The sequence below is a fragment of the Microbacterium sp. NPDC055455 genome (genome assembly GCF_053619935.1).
The window spans coordinates 269,937-285,517 of the sequence record NZ_JBSHLB010000005.1; the positions used below are offsets into that span (position 1 = coordinate 269,937).

The 15,581-nt window shown below is 72.0% G+C and carries 14 protein-coding genes and 1 tRNA gene; 6 read left to right on the top strand and 9 right to left on the bottom strand.

Annotated features, from left to right (window positions below; translation table 11 throughout):
• Window positions 1-55: 55 nt before the first annotated feature.
• From ACWGUG_RS14760 to ACWGUG_RS14780, 5 genes are all read right to left on the bottom strand, one after another.
• Window positions 56-373 carry a helicase gene (locus ACWGUG_RS14760; protein WP_452325126.1) on the bottom strand — a complete coding sequence of 106 codons (318 nt, stop codon included), beginning with the start codon at window positions 371-373 and terminating at the stop codon, window positions 56-58.
• Window positions 374-422: 49 nt separating this feature from the next.
• A complete protein-coding gene (locus ACWGUG_RS14765) occupies window positions 423-755 on the bottom strand; it encodes a TadE family type IV pilus minor pilin (protein WP_452325127.1) in 333 nt (110 codons plus the stop codon).
• Window positions 755-982 (bottom strand): DUF4244 domain-containing protein, encoded by a 228-nt coding sequence (locus tag ACWGUG_RS14770; RefSeq protein ID WP_378882068.1) that lies wholly within the window; start codon window positions 980-982, stop codon window positions 755-757. The genes ACWGUG_RS14765 and ACWGUG_RS14770 overlap by 1 nt, the downstream gene beginning before the upstream one ends.
• A 75-nt stretch (window positions 983-1,057) precedes the next feature.
• Complete coding sequence (locus tag ACWGUG_RS14775) at window positions 1,058-2,113, bottom strand: type II secretion system F family protein (protein ID WP_452325128.1); 1,056 nt, start codon at window positions 2,111-2,113, stop codon at window positions 1,058-1,060.
• Window positions 2,098-3,324 (bottom strand): TadA family conjugal transfer-associated ATPase, encoded by a 1,227-nt coding sequence (locus ACWGUG_RS14780; protein WP_452325129.1) that lies wholly within the window; start codon window positions 3,322-3,324, stop codon window positions 2,098-2,100. The genes ACWGUG_RS14775 and ACWGUG_RS14780 overlap by 16 nt, the downstream gene beginning before the upstream one ends.
• 426 nt (window positions 3,325-3,750) lie before the next feature.
• On the opposite strand from ACWGUG_RS14780, the gene acs reads away from it, so the two are divergent.
• Window positions 3,751-5,745: an acetate--CoA ligase gene (acs, locus tag ACWGUG_RS14785; protein WP_452325130.1), complete on the top strand. Its 1,995-nt coding sequence runs from the start codon at window positions 3,751-3,753 to the stop codon at window positions 5,743-5,745.
• Window positions 5,746-5,800: 55 nt separating this feature from the next.
• Here the strand turns inward: acs and ACWGUG_RS14790 are convergent, their stop codons facing one another.
• Window positions 5,801-6,268 (bottom strand): RidA family protein, encoded by a 468-nt coding sequence (locus ACWGUG_RS14790; protein WP_452325131.1) that lies wholly within the window; start codon window positions 6,266-6,268, stop codon window positions 5,801-5,803.
• A gap of 2 nt (window positions 6,269-6,270) precedes the next feature.
• The gene (locus ACWGUG_RS14795) at window positions 6,271-6,486 is read right to left on the bottom strand and encodes a hypothetical protein (RefSeq protein ID WP_336396741.1); all 216 of its coding nucleotides are present in this window, start codon (window positions 6,484-6,486) and stop codon (window positions 6,271-6,273) included.
• A 108-nt stretch (window positions 6,487-6,594) separates the two neighbouring features.
• Between ACWGUG_RS14795 and ACWGUG_RS14800 the strand changes: the two genes are divergently transcribed.
• The 5 genes from ACWGUG_RS14800 (at window position 6,595) to ACWGUG_RS14820 (ending at window position 13,323) form a co-directional block, all read left to right on the top strand.
• Entirely contained in the window at window positions 6,595-9,411 is a 2,817-nt protein-coding gene (locus ACWGUG_RS14800; RefSeq protein ID WP_378882081.1) for a transglycosylase domain-containing protein, read from the top strand.
• A complete protein-coding gene (locus ACWGUG_RS14805; protein ID WP_378882083.1) occupies window positions 9,411-10,343 on the top strand; it encodes a metallophosphoesterase in 933 nt (310 codons plus the stop codon). Before ACWGUG_RS14800 ends, ACWGUG_RS14805 begins: the two co-directional genes overlap by 1 nt.
• Before the next feature lie 207 nt (window positions 10,344-10,550).
• Window positions 10,551-12,401, top strand: a complete 1,851-nt coding sequence (locus tag ACWGUG_RS14810; RefSeq protein WP_452325132.1) for a hypothetical protein — start codon at window positions 10,551-10,553, stop codon at window positions 12,399-12,401.
• Window positions 12,402-12,419: 18 nt separating this feature from the next.
• Window positions 12,420-12,496, top strand: a tRNA-Pro gene (locus ACWGUG_RS14815).
• A 50-nt stretch (window positions 12,497-12,546) separates the two neighbouring features.
• A complete protein-coding gene (locus tag ACWGUG_RS14820; protein WP_452325133.1) occupies window positions 12,547-13,323 on the top strand; it encodes an HAD-IIB family hydrolase in 777 nt (258 codons plus the stop codon).
• Between the two features lie 67 nt (window positions 13,324-13,390).
• Here the strand turns inward: ACWGUG_RS14820 and ACWGUG_RS14825 are convergent, their stop codons facing one another.
• On the bottom strand, window positions 13,391-14,773 hold the full coding sequence (locus tag ACWGUG_RS14825) for an alpha-hydroxy acid oxidase (protein WP_452325134.1): 1,383 nt from the start codon (window positions 14,771-14,773) through the stop codon (window positions 13,391-13,393).
• A 29-nt stretch (window positions 14,774-14,802) separates the two neighbouring features.
• Window positions 14,803-15,540 carry a FadR/GntR family transcriptional regulator gene (locus tag ACWGUG_RS14830; RefSeq protein WP_378882091.1) on the bottom strand — a complete coding sequence of 246 codons (738 nt, stop codon included), beginning with the start codon at window positions 15,538-15,540 and terminating at the stop codon, window positions 14,803-14,805.
• Between the last annotated feature and the right edge of the window lie 41 nt (window positions 15,541-15,581).

A 15,581-nucleotide genomic window follows, 5' to 3' on the forward strand; every position in this document is an offset into this window, starting at 1 on the left:
TTCTTCGACGCAAACCATACACGCCGCTTCTCGGTGCGAGCGCTGTGAGTCCGGATCACGGCGGCGGCCCTGCCCGGGCGATCGCGTGCGCGGTGAGGGGGCCGATGGGCAGCGAGACCGCCACCGTCGCGACGAGTTCGTCCAGGTCGCAGGTCTCGACGACCGCGCCGAACGTGGCGACGACCTCTGCCGCCCGATCGCACGGCGCACCCGGCACGGCGCCGGAGGCCGAGTCCGCCGCGGCGAGCGCGCCCGCGTCCGCCGCGGCGGCGATCCGCTGGCCGGCCACCGCTGCCGCGCCGACCGCCGCCAGGCCGCCGGTGAGCACGACCGCGCCGGCGACCACGGCGGCCGCCGCGAGCGCGCCGGGCATCAGCCGCCTCCGTGGGACGCTGGTCCCCGCGCCGCGGCGAGCGCGCCGGTCACAGCCCACCCGCCAGCGCGCATCCCTCGGCGCTCACGCGCAGTCCCAGCAGGGCGGGCGCGGATGCCGCCACGCACACCAGGTCGCCGCGCGGTGAGATGTCGACGGACGCACCCGCGACGACGGCCGCCACGGCGTCCCGCGCGCGCGAGGCCGGCTCGCCGCGCGCGCTCAGGCGCGCGGCATCCGCCACCGCATCCTGCAGCCGCACCTGCCTCGAGGCCGCCGCCAGCGTGCCGACGCCCACGAGGAGCACGACCAGCACAGCGGGGAGTGCGACCGCGAACTCGGCGACGACCGACCCGCGGTCGTCGCCCGACCGCGCTCTCATCAGGCCACCGTGAGGGCTCGCCGCACGAGGTCCGTGAGGATGCCGCGCACTTCGTCGGAGCGCATGATGACGACGAGCAGACCGGCGAACGCCACCGCTGCCATCGTCGCGATGGCGTACTCGGCCGTGGCCGCGCCGGTGTCGTCCACCTCCCGAGGCAGGAACAGTCGCTCGGCTCGACGCCGCGTGAGGCGCGGCACGGTGGGCGTGGTGCGGAAGAGGGACATGGGGTCTCCGTTCGTTGTCGGTTGTGCGGGCACGGTCGGGGTGTCGAGGCCGTCCGGGCTGGGGCGGCAGCGGCCTCACAGCGTCAGCGACATCGTCGACATGACGCTCAGGAGCATCGGCGCGACGCCGAGAAGGAGGAACGCCGGCAGGATGCACACGCCCAGCGGGATCAGCAGCCTCGACGACAGCCGCGCGGTCCGAAGGCGCCCGTCGACGCGTGCCCGATGGCGGGCGTGGGCGGCCGAGGCCCGCAGCAGCTCGACGGCGGGCACGCCCGCCGACCGCGCGAGCGCCAGCACGCGGGCCACGTCCGCCGTCATTCCCGCAGCGGCGCGGTCGCCGGGGCCCTCGGACCCGGCCGCTTCGACGCGGCTCTCGGACACGGCCGCGCCGACGGGGCGTGACCGGCCGACGGCCCGCGCATCCCGCACGACGGCGTGGGCGCGATCGATCGACACCCCGCCGCTCAGGGCGATGGCCACGAGCTCGGCGTCGAGTCCCGGAATGCCGCCGTCGGCGCGAGCGCGTGCGACCAGGCGGCCCGTCCACCGGCGCGCGAGCCCGAGGAGGAGGCCGCCCCCGACGAGACTCGCGATGCCGAGCGGGTTCGTGATGAGCGCTCCGAGCATGTCGAACCCGAGCAGAGCGCCGAGTCCGAGGGCCACGAGCGGCAGCCAGCCCATGAGCCGTGCCGTCCCGGCGGGTTCGGCGAGCGCGACGCGGACGTCGTCGGCCGCCTCGTGGGCGTCGCGCAGCGCGACGGCGAGCCCCCGCAGCGAGTCCGCGAGCGGGGCGCCGACGACCGAGGCGACCTTGTAGGCCGCTGCGATCTCGCGCCACACCGGCGTGCCGATCCCGGCGATGGCCTCCGGCAGCGGCGAGCCGTCGCGGTGCGCCGCCACGACGTGGGAGGCTGCGGCGTCGCCCGCCTGAGCGAGGTGCGCCCACGCGCGGGCGGGAGCCAGACCCGCCTGCAGCAGCACCGCCAGCTGGAGCACCGACTCGGCTGCCGCGTCCGCCTCCGCGCCGGGTGGTCCATCGCCGCGGCGGCGCCTCCCGCCCGCTGCCGCTGCCCGCTCGCGGCGGTGCGGCAGGGCGAGGCGAGGTGCCGCCGTCACTCCGCGTCCCATGGCCGCTCCTCGATGGCCAGCCGCCCCGACCGATCCACGACCGGGCGCCCGGTGCCGGCGACGCGGCGCACGCCGTCGGGTCCGCGCTCGACGTGGATGATGAGCCCGATCGCACTGGCGGTCTGCCTCGCCAGTGCGCGGTCGTCGAGCCCGGCCAGGGCGCCCAGCGCCTCCAGTCGCGCCGGGACGTCATGCAGGCTGTTGGCGTGCACGGTGCCGGCGCCGCCGTCGTGACCGGTGTTCAGCGCCGACAGCAGCTCGCGCACCTCCTCGCCGCGGCACTCCCCCACGACCAGGCGGTCGGGCCGCATGCGCAGCGCCTCGCGCACGAGTCTCGCGAGGCCGATGGCGCCGCTTCCCTCGATGTTGGGCTGCCGGGCCTCGAGCCGGACGTGGTGGGGGTGCGCGATGCGCAGCTCGGCGACGTCCTCGATCGTGACGATGCGCTCGTGGTCGGGCGTCTCGCCCAGAAGCGCCGCGAGGAGCGTCGTCTTCCCGGCGCCGGCCGCGCCGGTGACCAGCAGGTTGGTCCTGGCGGCGATCGCGCCCGCCAGGTGCCGCCGCACCTCGTCACCGAACATCCCGGTGCGTTCCAGGGCATCGAGCGTCGGCAGGCCGACCCGCGGCACCCGTATCGAGATCATCGTCCCGTCAGGGGCGACGGGCGCCAGCACGGCATGCACGCGGATGCCGCCGTCCAGGCGGACGTCGACACACGGTGCAGCGTCGTCGAGGTGACGGCCACCGGCGCCGATGAGGTCGACGGCGAGATCGCGCACCTCTTCTTCTGTGGCGTGCCAGCCGGGCACCGCGACGACGCCGGCACCGCGGTCGACGAAGAGGCCCGCGGTGCCGTTGACGAAGACGTCGGTGACTTCGGGATCGGCGAGGTGGGTCGCGAACGGCAGGAGGGCCGGCTCCCACGCCTCCCTCGGCGGCATGCTCGCCGGACGCCCGCGCTCCGGCGGTGTCGTCACGGGCCCCGGGCGCTCGGCGGCGTCGCGAGAGTCTCGCCGCCGGGGCACCCACGCCCCGCCCGACGAGCCGGGAGCAGCTTCGGCGTCCTGCGCGGTCTCGCCGACGCGGAGCGAGGCCACGGCGGGCACCCGCCCGGCGGGGGCGGCCGGCGCGGAGCGGGTCGCGGCATCCGTCATCCGCCCCGATGGCTCCCGCGAGGCGGAGCGGGGGCGGACGACGAAAGGAGCCGGCATGCCGTCGACGGTAGGGAACGCGGCGGCGCGCGCACCCGACGATCACCGCATCGGTGGACGGCGATGCTGCGTGGACGGATGTGGAGGAGACTCCGGCCCGGCGGGGGGAGGCGCCTTCCGACCAGAAAATGAAGGCGGCATCCCATGGGGGGAATGGGATGCCGCCGTGCGCGGGCCCGAATTCGGGGGGTGACGTCGGGCGCCGCAATGCCAGAATCGAATGTTCGGCCACCGGTCAGCATAGGCGAGGCGAGGGGGGCCACCAAACGAAAAGGAGAGGATTCTCACCGATATATCGGTGGGAGTCCGATATCCGCAGCCACCTACTATCGGGGGTAGCCGCCCCCGAGCGGCCTGGGTACATTTCCTGGCAGACTCACCGGCACCCCGCCGGCCTCCCTCAAGCCCGCAAAGGAGCGCGCTCCCATGAGCGAACAGATTCCGGTCACGCACCCCGCCAGCAGCCAGATCGACCACCTGCTGAACGAGGATCGGCGCTTCGCCCCCAGCGCGGAGTTCGCCGGCCACGCCGTCGCGACGGCCGCCCTCTACGAGCGGGCGAAAGCCGACCGGCTGGGCTTCTGGGCCGAGCAGGCCCGCGACCTGCACTGGCACAAGCCGTTCACCCAGGTGCTCGACTGGTCGAACCCCCCGTTCGCCAAGTGGTTCGACGACGGCGAGCTGAACGTGGCCTACAACTGCCTCGACCGTCACGTCGAGGCGGGCAACGGCGACCGTGTCGCGCTGCTGTGGGAGGGCGAGCCCGGCGACGCGCGCCGGGTGACCTACGCCGAGCTGACCGACGAGGTCAAGCGGCTCGCCAACGTGCTGGAGGGCCTCGGCGTCGGCGCCGGCGACCGTGTCGCCATCTACATGCCCATGATCCCCGAGGCGATCGCCTCGATGCTCGCGGTCGCGCGCATCGGCGCCATCCACTCCGTCGTCTTCGGCGGGTTCTCCGCCGACAGCCTGCGCGCCCGCATCGACGACGCCGGCGCGAAGCTCGTCATCACCGCCGACGGAGGCTACCGCAAGGGCAAGGTCTCGCCGCTGAAGCCCGCCGTCGACCTCGCGCTCGGCGACCGCGGCGCGGGTGCGCAGGAGACGGTCGAGCACGTGCTCGTCGTCAAGCGCGGCCAGAACGAGGTGGACTGGACCGAGGGCCGCGACCTGTGGTGGCACGACGTCGTGCCGCAGGCATCGGGCGACCACGAGGCCCAGGCGTTCCCGTCCGAGAATCCGCTGTTCATCCTCTACACCTCGGGGACGACAGGAAAGCCGAAGGGCATCCTCCACACCTCGGGCGGGTACCTGACGCAGTCCGCGTTCACCAACAAGGTCGTGCACGACATCCACCCCGAGTCCGACGTCTTCTGGTGCACCGCCGACATCGGCTGGGTCACCGGGCACAGCTACGTCACGTACGGCCCGCTGGCCAACGGCGCGACGCAGGTGCTGTACGAGGGCACGCCCGACACGCCGCACCCGGGGCGCTGGTGGGAGATCGTGCAGAAGTACGGCGTGACCGTCCTCTACACGGCGCCGACCGCGATCCGCTCCTTCATGAAGCTGGGCCGCGCCATCCCCAAGCAGTACGACCTGTCGTCGCTGCGCCTGCTCGGATCCGTGGGCGAGCCCATCAACCCCGAGGCGTGGATGTGGTACCGCAAGATCATCGGCGGCAAGACGGCGCCGATCGTCGACACGTGGTGGCAGACCGAGACGGGCTCGATCATGATCTCCGCCCTCCCCGGCGTGACCGAGACGAAGCCGGGCTCCGCGCAGGTGCCGCTGCCCGGCATCTCGATCGACGTGGTCGACGAGGACGGCTCGCACGTCGGCAACGGCAACGGCGGGCTGCTGGTCGTCACCGAGCCGTGGCCGTCGATGCTGCGCGGCATCTGGGGCGACCCCGAGCGCTTCGTCGAGACGTACTGGGAGAAGTTCCGCACGCAGGGCTACTACTTCGCCGGCGACGGCGCCCGGCTCGACGACGACGGCGACGTGTGGCTGCTGGGTCGCGTCGACGACGTCATGAACGTGTCGGGCCACCGCCTGTCGACGACCGAGATCGAGTCGGCCCTCGTCGGCAACGAAGCCGTGGCCGAGGCGGCCGTCGTGGGCGCCTCCGACGAGACGACCGGGCAGGCCGTCGTCGCCTTCGTGATCATCAAGCAGTCGTACCTCGCGGAGCACGCGCCGGACGGCCTCGCCCAGAACCTGCGCGTCTGGGTCGGCGAGCAGATCGGCCCGATCGCCCGGCCGCGAGACGTCTACATCGTCGGAGAGCTGCCCAAGACACGCTCCGGCAAGATCATGCGGCGCCTCCTCCGCGACGTCGCGGAGGGCCGCGAGGTCGGCGACACCACGACGCTCGCCGACACGATGGTCATGTCGGTCATCTCGGCGCAGGTCCGGTAGGGGAACGAGAAGAGCGGATGCCGCAGCCCTGGGCTGCGGCATCCGCTCCGTCGTCTCAGGCGTACGAGAAGACGACCTCGACCTCGACGGGGGCATCCAGCGGCAGCACCGGAACGCCGACCGCGGAGCGGGCGTGCTTGCCTGCCTCGCCGAAGATGTCGCCGAGCACCTCGCTGGCGCCGTTGATGACGCCGGGCTGGCCGGTGAACTCGGGGACGGATGCCACGAACCCGGTGACCTTCACCACGCCGGTGAGCCGGTCGACGCCGCCGACCGCCGCGGCGGCCGCGGCGATCGCGTTCAGGGCGCTCTGCCGTGCATAGTCCTTGGCGTCGACCGCCGGCACGAGGCCGTGGCCGTCACCGACCTTCCCGGTCGCCGGCAGCGCGCCCGAGACCATCGGCAGCTGGCCGGCGGTGTAGACGAGGTCGCCGTATGCCTTCGCCGGCACGTAGGCCGCGACGGGCGGCACGACGTCGGGAAGGTCGATGCCCAGCTCGGCGAGGCGGTCGCTCACGCTCATGCTCACGACCCCTCGAACTGCCGGGCGGCCTGGGCCGCGGCATCCAGTCCGGCATTCTGCTGGCCGCCGCCCGAGGGCCGCTTGAAGTAGGCGACGAGGCCGCCCTCGGGGCCGGGCACGACCTGGACGAGCTCCCAGCCCTGCTTGCCCCAGTTGTTGAGGATCGCGGCGGTGTTGTGGATCAGAAGGGGCGTGGTGAGGTATTCCCACGTCGTCATCGCGACTCCTCGGTCAGGGAAAGTGACGGCTGGTGAAGGCTGGGAAACATCTTCGCGGGCGCACGTCCGTCAGGGAATCGCCCAGGTATGTCCCCTACGATCAAGCCTATGCCTGATACCAAACGCACGGCCACCGGTGTGCTCGGCGGACTCGCCGGCCTCGTCGGTCTCAGTGCCGCAGCCGGTGTCCTCATCGCCGCCACGGTCACCCCCGCGGTCGCCATCACGAGCACCGCGGCCGAGCGCGCGATCACGATGTTCGACAATCTCCCGAGCGTGCTCGAGCTCGACAAGCTCATGCTCCCGAGCAACTTCTACTACACCGACCCCAACACGGGCGAGCCGGTGCTGATGACGCAGTTCCTCGAGCAGGACCGCACCCCCGTCGCGTTCGATCAGATCTCCCCGGTGATGTACGACGCGCTCCTCTCCAGTGAGGACCCCCGCTACTACCAGCACGGCGGCATCGACCTCATCGGCACGACGCGCGCCCTCCTCTCCAACGCGCAGGGCGGCGGCGAGACCCAGGGCGGGTCGTCGATCAGCCAGCAGTACGTCAAGAACGTGCTCATCCAGAAGTGCGAGCAGAACGCCGAGACGGAGTACGAGACCGACGAGGCCGGCGAGATCATCGTCGACGAGAACGGCGCGCCGAAGGTCAAGACGAGCCGTGACGACGCGCTGCGCAACTGCTGGGTCGAGGCCACGACCGCCGAAGGCACCGAGGGGTACACCCGCAAGCTGCAGGAGATGCGCTACGCCATCGCGCTGGAGCAGAAGTACTCGAAGAACGACATCCTGCTCGGCTACATGAACATCGCCAACTTCGGCGGCATCACGTACGGCATCGAGGCCGCCGCCCGCTACTACTTCAGCACGAACGCCGCGAGCCTGACGGTCGCACAGGCGGCGACCCTCGCCGGCATGGTGCAGAACCCCAACAACTACCGCATCGACCGCCCCGGCGGCTCCATCTTCGGCTCGGACGGCGCGACCTTCAACAAGGCGCCCGACGGCGTCATCGACGAGGGCGCGAACCTCTCCGCGCTCGACGGTCTGGTCGCCTCGGGCGACATCACCGAGGAGCAGAAGCTGGCGGCCGCTGACGGCTACACCTCCACCAAGGTGCGCCAGCTGTACGTGCTCGACCGCATGCTCGAGGACGGCAAGATCACCCGCGAGCAGTTCGTCGAGGCTGCGGTGTGGCCGATCACCCCGACCATCAACCCGCCGAAGACCGGCTGCGCCGCCGCCGGCCGCGCCGCCTACTTCTGCCAGTACGTCAAGTACGTGATCCTCAACGACCCCGCCTTCGGCGAGTCGACCGAGGACCGGCAGGAGACCCTGCAGCGCGGTGGGCTGAACGTCTACACGACGCTCGACCCGCGCATCCAGACGCCGGCCGAGGATGCCATCGCGACGTACGCTCCGACCTCCATCGAGATGCCGATCTCGCCCGACATCGGGGTCCCGGGCCGGTTCGGCTCGACCACGGTGAGCGTGGAGGCCACGACCGGGCGCATCCTCGCCATGGCGCAGAACACGTCCTTCAGCGAGGATGCGGCCGTCTCGGCCGACCCGAACTTCTCGTCGCTGGTCTTCGCCGGCGACAAGCAGTTCGGCAACTCGACCGGGTTCAACGCCGGATCGACGTTCAAGCTGTTCACACTCCTCGACTGGCTCGAGAAGGGCAAGTCTGTCAACGAGCGCCTCAACGGCACGCTGCACGTCTTCAAGAAGATGACGAACTCGTGCGACGGCGACTGGTACAACGAGGGCAACACGCTGGTGAACAACTTCGGCAAGAACCGGGGGTACTACGGGACCCCGATGCGGTTCACCGCGGATTCGCTCAACACCGGCTACTTCGCCATGGCCGAGAAGCTCGACCTCTGCGACATCGAAAAGGTCGCCACCAAGATGGGCGTCACCCAGGCGAACGGCACGGAGGTGCAGATGACCAACCTGTCGTCTGTCATCGGCACGGCCGCGGTCTCGCCGCTGGCGATGGCCGAGGCGTACGCCACGGTCGCCAACAACGGCGTCTACTGCCAGCCCCAGGTGATCGACCGCGTGACGGACTCGGACGGCAACGAGCTGCCCAAGCCCGAGCGCGCGTGCAGCCAGGTGCTCGATCCCCGGGTCGCCGCGACCGCCGCGTACGCGCTGCAGGGCGTCATGAACGGTGGTACGGGTGCGCAGGGCAACCCGCGCGACGGCGTGCCGCTCATCGGCAAGACCGGTACCCACGAGTCCATCCAGTCGTGGCTCATCACCTCCAGCACCAAGGTCGCGACCGCCACGTGGGCGGGCAACATCGAGGGCGGCGGCGACATCTTCAAGACCTGGTACAACGACCGGCGGCTGTCCGACATCCGCTACTCGATCGCCCGCTGGGTGCAGGGCGCCGCCAACGCCGCCTACGGCGGTGACCGGTTCGCGAGCCCCGATGCCGAGCTCACGAAGCAGGTGCTGACAGACCTGCCCGACGTGGTCGGCAGGTCGATCGACGAGGCGACCGCCATCCTGGAGAACGCCGGCTTCGGTGTGGTCGTCGGCGATCCGGTGGATTCCGACCAGCCCGAAGGCGTCGTGGCCGGGCAGAACCCCGGTGCCGGCCGAGTTGCGGCAGGCACGGTGGTCACGATCAGCCCGAGCAACGGGCAGGGCATCGCGGTGCCCGATGTGTCGGGTCGCACGCTGGAGGACGCCAAGCGCGCGCTGCGCAGCGCCGGATTCGGCAACGTCAGCGACGGCACCTGCACGCAGGACGCCTCCCTGGGCAATCAGTCGCGCACCGGCGGGACCAACCCCGCCGCGGGCACCGTCGTCAACCGCAATGCCGGCATCACGGTCGATTACAGCGCGGCCGACTGCGGCGGCGGCGGCGGAGGCCGCGGCAACAACGGCAACGGCGACGACTAGTGCCGTCGTCTCCGGCTCGCACCGCCCTCACCGTGCTCGGCACGGTGGGGGCGGTCGCCGCGGGTGCCGCGGTGTGGGGCATCGGCATCGAACGCCACCTGTTCACCGTGCGGTTCCATGAGCTCGCCGTGCTTCCGGCCGGCGCCCGCCCGATGCGGGTGCTCCACGTCTCGGACGCGCACATGGCTCCGTGGCAACGACGCAAGCAGCGGTGGATGGCTGCGCTCGCCGAGCTGCAGCCGGACCTCGTCGTCAACACCGGCGACAACATGGGCCACCCCGACGGGCTGCGGGGGCTGCGCACCGCGTTCGACCCCCTGCGCGGCATCCCGGGCGTCTTCGTCCACGGATCCAACGACCACGCGGCGCCCTCTCCACGCAACCCGCTCCGGTACTTCACCGGGCCCTCGAAGGTCACCCACACGGCCGAGCCGCTCGACACCGACGCGCTGGACGGCTACCTCGCCGACGAGCTGGGCTGGCTGAATCTCAACAACGCCGGCGGGACGCTGGATGCCGGAGACCTGCGCATCGCCGCGTTCGGCGTCAGCGACGCCCACCGCGGGTGGGACGATCTCGAGGTGCTCCCCGGCCTGGTCTCGCAGCTGCGCGCGGACGGCTCCGCGGATCTCACCATCGGCGTGACGCATGCACCCTATCGGCGCGTGCTCGACGACTTCGTCGACCTCGGAGCGGACGCGATCTTCGCAGGGCACACCCACGGCGGACAGGTCCGGGTGCCGGGCTTCGGGGCGCTCGTGGCCAACTGCGACATCCCGCTCCGGCAGGCCCGCGGCCTGAGCGAGTGGACCCATGCCGGCCGGACGGCGCCGCTGAACGTCAGCGCCGGCATCGGACACTCGATCTACGCCCCCGTGCGCTTCGCGTGCCGCCCGGAGGCGTCCCTGCTGACCCTCCTCCCCCGCCCCTGACGGCGGCCGGCCGGCGCTCGACGGCGCTCGCCGTCCCGCGGCACGCGCCTCCTCCCCAGGCCGCACCTGACGCCCCGCTGTCCACCGGTGCTGCCGTTCGTGATCCCCGCGCGGCCGCGCGGGCGCCAGGCTCGGGACGTGCTGACGAGAACCGCCCCACGCCGCCCACCGCTTTACGATCCGCGTCCGCCCCGGCCGCCCTTGATCGTGAGGCTGCTGCGTGCGCGTCGTCGCGGCCTTCCGCCCGCCGTCTCGGCGCTCGCCCTGACCATCGCGATCGTGGTCCATCTGCTGGTGGCCCTGCTGGCCCCCCAGCCTGCGCACGCCGCATCGCAGGGCAGCGGCTTCGGCAGCTGGGCGCCGATCTCGCGTTACGGCTGGCACGGCTCGATGCTCGTCGACGGTGTGCACACCTACTGCATCACGCCCGGCGCTCTGGCCCCGACCGGGTCCACCACGGACCTCGGGCTCAGCACGACAGCCGCCGGACTCACGCCCCAGCAGCTCGCCGGCATCAACTTCCTCGTCACCACGTACGGTCAGACCGACGACCCCGTCACCGCGGCCGCCGTCGGCTGGTCGGTCAAGGCGATCGCCGACTGGGACGAGACGCTCCAGGCCTTCGGCTATCCCGGCGATTCGCTGGCCGGCGCGATCCATTGGACGCTCTCGGCGCTCGCTCCGCAGCACAGCGCGGCGGTGCAGGCGCTCGCCGTGGCCTACTACGACGAGGCCCGCGCCGTGGCCGCGCCGACGACCGCGACCGGGACGATGGTCTTCACCACCGATCCGGGCGATGCCCTGGCCGGCAGCGTGCGCGTCGACGCGACGGTCACGTCCGCCACCGGCTCGCTGTCGCTCGTCAACGCGGTGTTCGCAGACACCGGCGCCGCGACCCGCGACGGGGCCGTCCCCGGCGTCGACTACGCGATCGCGGCCGTCCCTCCCGCGGAGGGTCGCCCCTTCAGCGTCAGCGGCACGGGCCGGTTCACCGCGGGGCTCGTCGCCGCCGTGCGGCATTTCACGACGCCGGGCGGGCAGGACACCGCGGGGCCGGCAGGCGACGTGTCTTTCGAGGTGAGCGGTGCGGATGCCGCGCCGCGCGCTCTCCCCTTCGCGCCCACCATCACGACCCAGGTGGTCAGCCGCTACGTACCGGGCGGGCGGTTCGTAGACGACGTGACGTTCCACGCCGAGGAGGGAACATGGCCCCGCGGCGAGGACGGCTCGTACCTGCCCGTGACCGCCGAGGCCGCGGTGTACCGCACCGACACGGAGCCGGTGACGGGGGACGCCCCGCCGGATGCCGAGCCGGTGGCCACGCTCGCGCTGACCAGCGACCCCGCGACAGGACCCACCGCGGCGTACCGGGTGACCTCGGACGAAGAGATGACGGAGGCAGGCTTCTACACCGCTGTCTGGAGCATCTCCGGCGCGCAGCAGACGGAGGAGGTCGCCGAGCGCACCGGCGTGGGCTACCGCTGGAGCGAGGAGTTCGGCGAGCGCAGCCAGGTCACCATGGTCCCGGCGATCACGACCACCGCACTGCCGCTCGCTGCGCCGGGCGATCGCCTCAGCGACACCGTGCACGTCGGGCATCCTCTACCGGCCGACGGGCTGCGCATCACATCCGCGGTCTATCGCGCGGTCGAGGGCACTCCGGCCGCGGAGACGTGCACCGAGGAGAACCTGGTCTGGCGCAGCGACGAGATCCTGGTGACGGCGACGGGCGACCACACGGTGACCTCGCCGCCCGTGGATGAGGCCGGAACGTACTACTGGCAGGAGCAGGCGCTCGATGCGGCCGGGCAGATCGTCCACCTCGGGGTGTGCGGCGTCGAGAACGAGACGACGCGCGTCGTCGCGCCATCGCCGACGGCGACGCGGACGGCGACGCCCGCGGCGAACGCCCCGCAGCTTCCGGCGACGGGTGCCGACCCCGGCACGCTTCGCGTGCCGACCGCGATCGCGGTGATGCTCCTGTCGGCGGGCGCCGCCGTCGTGGCATCCCGCCGCCCCCGCCGCCCCTGGTTCGGAGCACGGCTCGACATCGGTTAGACTCGGAGGGTTGCAAAACGGGGTGTGGCGCAGCTTGGTAGCGCGCTTCGTTCGGGACGAAGAGGCCGCAGGTTCAAATCCTGTCACCCCGACCACTGAGAGGCTCCGCCGGAAGGCGGGGCCTCTCGCGCGAAAGGACGGACTCGTGACAGACAGCGCCTCGCCCCGCCTCGTCGCCTTCGATCTGGACGACACCCTCGCACCGAGCAAGAGCCGCATCGACCCGCGCATCGGCGACCTGCTCGTGGCGCTCGCCGAGCGCGTCGACGTCGCGATCATCTCCGGTGGTCAGCTCGCGCAGTTCACCAGCCAGGTGGTCGACAGGCTGCCCGACGCGACCGCCGATGCCCGGGGCCGCATGCACCTGCTGCCGACGTGCGGTACCCAGTACTACCGGCTGTCCGACGACGGCGTCGTGACCGTCTACAAGCGCTCGCTGACGGCCGACCAGAAGGCCCGCGCCCTCGCCGCCGTGGAGAGCGAGGCCCGCCGCCTGGGCCTCTGGGAGTCCGACACCTGGGGCGACATCCTCGAGGACCGCGGTTCGCAGATCACCTTCTCCGCCCTCGGCCAGCAGGCTCCCGTCGCCGAGAAGATGGCATGGGACCCGACCGGTGAGAAGAAGAACGCGCTGCGCGCGGCCGTCGCGGCGCTCCTCCCCGACCTCGAGGTGCGCTCCGGCGGCTCCACCTCGGTCGACATCACCGAGCGGGGCATCGACAAGGCCTACGGCATGCGCCGACTGTCGGAGCAGACCGGCATCGCGCTCGACGACATGCTCTTCGTCGGCGACCGCCTCGATCCCGACGGCAACGACTACCCGGTGCTGGCGATGGGGGTGCGGTGCCATGCCGTGGACGGCTGGGAGGACACCGCCGACTACCTCGAAGAGCTCATCCCCACGCTTCCGGTGCGCGTCTGAGGCGCCACCGCACACGACGAGAAGGGGTGCCCGCCGTTTCCGGCGGGCACCCCTTCGTCTCGTGACGTCAGGCCTTGGGGCGTGACGCCGAGGCCTTCGCGGGACGGGATGCCGCGGCATCCGCCTTGCCGTTGGCCGTGCTCTTCGGAGCGCGTGCGGACGCGCCCGACGCGACGCGCACGCGAGGCGCCCCGCCGCCCGCGGCCTCGGCCGGGGCGCCGGCGAGGGGCATGAGGCGCGTGAGCTGGGTCACGTGCCGCGGCTCGAGCTCCGCCAGCGTCGACACGCCCAGCAGCTTCATGGTGCGCTCGATCTCGCTGCGCAGGATCGCGATGGTCCGGTCCACGCCTTCGCGTCCGCCGGCCATCAGCCCGTAGAGGTACGCGCGGCCGATGAGGGTGAACTTGGCACCGAGCGCGACCGACGCGACGATGTCGGCGCCGTTCATGATGCCGGTGTCGATCATGACCGTGGCGTCCTTGCCCACTTCGCGCACCACCTCGGGCAGCAGGCGGAAGGGGATCGGCGCGCGGTCGAGCTGGCGGCCGCCGTGGTTGGACAGGATGATGCCGTCCACCCCGGCGTCGATGAGGCGCTTGGAGTCGTCCACGTTCTGGACACCCTTGACCACGATCTTGCCGGGCCAGATGTCGCGGATGACAGCGAGATCGTCGTAGCTGATCGTCGGGTCCATCGCCGAGTTGAGCAGCTCGCCGACAGTCCCTCCGGTGGTCGACAGCGACGCGAACTCGAGCTTCGGCGTGGTGAGGAAGTCGTACCACCACCACGGGCGCGGGATCGCGTTGATGATCGTGCCCAGCGTGAGCTGGGGCGGGATCGAGAAGCCGTTGCGCTTGTCGCGCAGGCGGGCGCCGGCGACGGGCGTGTCGACCGTGAACTGCAGCGTGTCGAAGCCCGCCGCGGCCGCGCGGCGCGCGAGCCCGTACGAGATCTCCCGATCGCGCATGACGTAGAGCTGGAACCAGTTGCGTCCGTTCGGGTTCGCCTTCTTGACGTCCTCGATCGAGGTCGTGCCGAGCGTCGAGAGCGTGAACGGGATGCCGGCGGCGCCGGCCGCACTCGCCCCCGCGGTCTCGCCCTCGGTCTGCATGAGGCGCGTGAAGCCCGTCGGCGCGATGCCGAAGGGAAGGGCGGACGGGCCGCCGAGGATCTCCGTCGACATGTCGACGTTCTCGGCGGGGCGGAGGATGTCGGGGTGGAACTCGACGTCCTGGAACGCCTGCCGCGCGCGGGTGAGGGAGAGCTCGCCCTCCGCCGCACCGTCGGTGTAGTCGAATGCGGCCTTGGGCGTGCGACGCTTGGCGATCGTGCGCAGGTCGTCGATCGTGAGCGCGGCGTCCAGCCGGCGCTTCTTGGCGTTGAGCTCGGGCTTCTTGAACTGCATGAGCTCGAGCAGCTCGGCGGGGCGCGGAAGCTGACGGGTGACCATGGGGGTCCCTTTCGGTTTCTCTGTGGGGCTCAGTCGTTGGCGCGGGCGAGGCCCGCCTGTGCGTAGTAGCCGGTGATGTGGTCGTGGACGAGGGCGCGGGCGCGGGCACCGTCGCCCGCATCGACGGCCTCGAGGATCGCCCGATGCTCGGCGCGCAGACGGGCGACGGCGGCATCCCAGTCGGGGATCCTCGCCGCCCCGGCCTGCACGTAGGACTCGATCGCCGTGCGCAGACCCGCCATCATCGCGACGATGACGACGTTGCCCGACGCCTCGGCCAGCGCCAGGTGCAGCTGCGCGTCGAGGGCGAGGAACTCGGGGGGCGTGAGGTCGGCGGCCTCCATCGCATCGACGATCGTGCGGCCCTGGGCCGTTGAACGCTCCGGGTCGGCCGCGAGCGTCTCGACGACCGCCGACTCCAGCGCGAGGCGGGTGGCGACGACGTCGTCCAGCGGAAAGCCCTGAGCGGCGACCTGCAGGCGCAGCAGCGCCGACATCCCGCCCTGCGGTGTCGCGATGATGATGGCACCGGATGTCGGGCCGGAGCCGGTGCCGGTGCGGATGAGGCCCATGACCTCCAGCACCCGCAGCGCCTCGCGCACGCTCGATCGGCCGACGCCGAGGGTCGTGGCGAGCTCCCGCTCTGGAGGGAGGCGATCCCCCGGCCGCAGGGCGCCGTCGAGCAGGTCCGCCTCGATCTTCTCGAGCACCACGCGCCAGGCGCGCGCGGGGGCGATCGCAGCCTGCGGTGTGGGAGTGCCTGCCACGGGTCTCCTCGTCGATGTCGGCCCTCCCCGTTGAAGGGCGC